Genomic DNA, 2,711 nt, shown 5'->3' with positions numbered 1-2,711 from the left:
GATGCGCGTAAACGTGGTGGTTGCCCTCACGTTTAGTGCCATCGTAGGCGGCCTAGTCGCAGGCATGAGCCTTGGGGATACGGTTGCCGCATTTGAAAGTGGTCTAGGTGGCGGTGCAACTATCGCGCTAAGCTACGCCATGTTAGGTACTTTCGCTGTTGCCATCTCGAAATCAGGCATCACGGATCTACTGGCCAAAAGTGTTATCAAGCGCTTAAATGGCAAAGAAAACTCCGCTTCCACTACTGGCTTAAAGTACGCCGTGTTGGTGGCATTAGTGCTTGTTACGATGTCGTCTCAGAACGTAATTCCGGTCCATATCGCCTTTATTCCAATTTTGATTCCACCTCTTTTGGGCGTATTCGCGAAACTTAAGCTCGACCGACGTTTGGTCGCGTGTGTTCTTACCTTCGGTTTGATCACACCTTACATGATCTTACCTGTTGGTTTCGGCGGTATTTTCTTAAACAACATTCTATTAAAGAACCTACATGACAACGGTTTGGAAAACGTGGTTGCAAGCCAAGTCCCAACCGCCATGTTACTGCCAGGTGCAGGCATGCTGTTTGGTCTATTACTGGCTATCTTTGTTAGCTATCGTAAACCGCGTGTCTACAAAGAAACTGAGTTGACTGTCGTTGACGAAACCGATCATGTCATCAATAAAAAGCACATCTTAGTTGCGGCACTTGGTATTGTCGCTGCATTGGGTGTTCAGCTTTACACGGGTTCAATGATTATCGGTGCTCTAGCTGGCTTTATGGTGTTTACTTTCGGCGGCGTTATTGCATGGAAAGAGACGCACGACGTGTTCACTAAAGGTGTACACATGATGGCAATGATTGGCTTCATCATGATTGCAGCGGCAGGTTTTGCAGCAGTAATGAAGCAAACTGGCGGTGTTGAAACACTAGTACAATCGCTATCAACCAGCATCGGTGACAATAAGCCTTTAGCTGCACTACTGATGCTGATCGTTGGTCTGTTGGTAACAATGGGCATTGGTTCATCGTTCTCTACGATTCCAATCCTTGCAACTATCTATGTGCCTCTTGCGCTAGCATTCGGCTTCTCGCCGATGGCAACGATTGCACTGGTAGGTACTGCGGCTGCGTTAGGTGATGCAGGCTCTCCAGCTTCTGACTCTACATTAGGCCCTACATCTGGTCTAAATGCCGACGGTCAACATGAGCACATTTGGGAAACAGTCGTTCCAACCTTTATCCATTACAATATCCCTCTAATCATCTTTGGTTGGATTGCAGCAATGGTGCTTTAATACTATCGTTTGGATGGATATACATTTAGTTACGAAAAAGCCGCTCAATGAGCGGCTTTTTGTTATTCATAACTGTGGTTATTGCGCTGGCATATTGTCAATAATACGCTCACGAATCAGCTTCAAGGTTGGTTCTGTCGACAGGTAATCGATGGCAATCGGAAAATAAGCGTCGTTAATTTTAAGAACCAAGCTAGGGTAAGAGTTCACACCTAGGCTCTTTGCAAGGCTCAATTGATCTTCGAACACACCCTCTAAGAAAGAGCCATCCATGTCATTCTTGAATTGCTGAACATTCAAGCCAATTTCTCTCGCTAGTTGCAAGTGAGTGGCTTCTTCATGAGGAGGCATCGCACGTAAGTAATACGCATGCTGAATCGCTTCTAGCATCTGCTCATAAGAGTCTTGAAAGCCCGCTGCAATAACCGCACGACAAGATTGGTAAGTGCTTCTAACTGGCGTACAAAGCTTCCAGAAATCGTAGTTAAACTTAGTGCCTAACTGGCGCTCAATCTGCTTCCAAATACCTTCGAGTTTTTGTTGCATCTCGGGCGGCATCGGTAAATTAGTATCTGGCGCAAGACCACCAACCACATACTCAAATTGAATCACACCTGGCAGTTGCTGTTTTAGTTTATCCAGCGTTGGTTTGTAACCCCAACACCAACTGCACATTGGGTCATGCACGTAGTAAAGCTTTATATCCACTTTAATAATTAAACCTTTAAAATCATTTCAAAATCTCGGAGTAATTATACAGTCTCATAAGTTGAAAAACTGCTTTATCTTAATAATTCGCTCTAAAGCCAGTCTATACGAGGCGTGTTAAGTTTCATTGTAGATCTTAGGTTAGATAAACAAGTCTGTCAGCTGAGAACTCTAGCCCACCTAGCTCATTTTGTTCGCACAAACTCTTAAAATGTTCAGTACAATACAGAAAGCTCGCTCCTAGCATCTTTGACTTGAAAACAACCTTTTCTGCAACGTCGCTTTCATTAAATACTAACACCTCTACACCTGCTAAGCTGCCATATTCAATTTTTTGGACGCACTTATCTTCATCTTCTTGCCCATACTCCAACGGTGTATACAGGTACCATTCCTCTCCTTTATAACGAATCGATAAGAACTCGCCTACTTTGCTCAATGGCTCTTTTAAAGATGCATAAGCTTTAGGGGAAAGCACTAAGAAAACCCGTAACCATAAACTGATATCAGGAAGTAATGAGTCTTTCTTGAGAACATCTTCAAACTCAATATCTACTTCACCCCATATACTTTTGAAAGAAAAGTTTTCTAATGGCTGCACAACGATTTTTTCTATTAAATCAATGTCACCTAACTGCCTAGCTACAGAACTAGGCGTAGTGCTCACGATTTTATATTCATTGTGACAGTCGAAAATTTTATAAACCGTCATTAATCTATCAAC

The 2,711-nt window shown here is 43.3% G+C and carries 3 protein-coding genes; 1 reads left to right on the top strand and 2 read right to left on the bottom strand.

The window, feature by feature from the left end; genetic code table 11:
• Position 1: 1 nt before the first annotated feature.
• Positions 2-1,279 carry a Na+/H+ antiporter NhaC family protein gene (locus CAG68_RS20020; RefSeq protein WP_054701632.1) on the top strand — a complete coding sequence of 426 codons (1,278 nt, stop codon included), beginning with the start codon at positions 2-4 and terminating at the stop codon, positions 1,277-1,279.
• A gap of 78 nt (positions 1,280-1,357) precedes the next feature.
• Here CAG68_RS20020 and CAG68_RS20015 read toward each other — a convergent pair whose 3' ends face one another.
• Together CAG68_RS20015 and CAG68_RS20010 are read right to left on the bottom strand one after the other, a co-directional pair.
• Positions 1,358-1,987 carry a DsbA family protein gene (locus tag CAG68_RS20015; RefSeq protein WP_053304219.1) on the bottom strand — a complete coding sequence of 210 codons (630 nt, stop codon included), beginning with the start codon at positions 1,985-1,987 and terminating at the stop codon, positions 1,358-1,360.
• A 136-nt stretch (positions 1,988-2,123) separates the two neighbouring features.
• Positions 2,124-2,711 (bottom strand): hypothetical protein (locus CAG68_RS20010; protein WP_237667907.1); only part of this gene is annotated, 588 nt, incomplete at its 5' end.

The sequence above is a fragment of the Vibrio sp. V42_P2S4T144 genome, from assembly GCF_009904715.1.
Lineage (GTDB): Bacteria > Pseudomonadota > Gammaproteobacteria > Enterobacterales > Vibrionaceae > Vibrio > Vibrio alginolyticus.
This window is presented reverse-complemented; position numbering and strand designations above follow the sequence as displayed.

Coding starts and splice junctions, on each gene's coding strand:
- CAG68_RS20020 (WP_054701632.1), top strand. CDS start 2: ATGCGCGTAAACGTGGTGGTTGCCCTCACGTTTAGTGCCATCGTAGGC.